This is a genomic window from Massilia atriviolacea (assembly GCF_003953935.1).
GTDB lineage: Bacteria > Pseudomonadota > Gammaproteobacteria > Burkholderiales > Burkholderiaceae_D > Telluria_A > Telluria_A atriviolacea.
In genome coordinates, this window is sequence record NZ_RXLQ01000080.1 from 1 (window position 1) to 310 (window position 310).

The 310-nt window shown below is 57.7% G+C and carries 1 other RNA gene; it reads right to left on the reverse strand.

What is annotated here, in order from left to right:
• An RNA gene (gene rnpB, locus EJB06_RS31630) (RNase P RNA component class A) lies at positions 1-291 on the reverse strand; the annotation flags it as partial.
• Positions 292-310 lie beyond the last annotated feature (19 nt).

The following is a 310-nucleotide window of genomic DNA, read 5'->3' on the forward strand; positions in this document are numbered from 1 at the left end:
CTGGCTCGAGCAACCTACCCGCCTCCTTACGCGAGCAACGCAATGTGGAGGCCTATTTGGTCTTGCTTCAGGTGGAGTTTACCCTGCTACGAACTATTACTAGTCGTCCGGTGCGCTCTTACCGCACCCTTTCACCCTTACCTGTTCCCTTGCGGGCCATCGGCGGTCTTCTCTCTGCTGCACTTGTCGTAGGCTTGCGCCCCCCAGGCGTTACCTGGCACCTTGCTCTATGAAGCCCGGACTTTCCTCCCCTTTGTCAGTCTCCCGAAGGACGTCAACGTCAGTTTCCCGAAGGACCTCAACGTCAGTC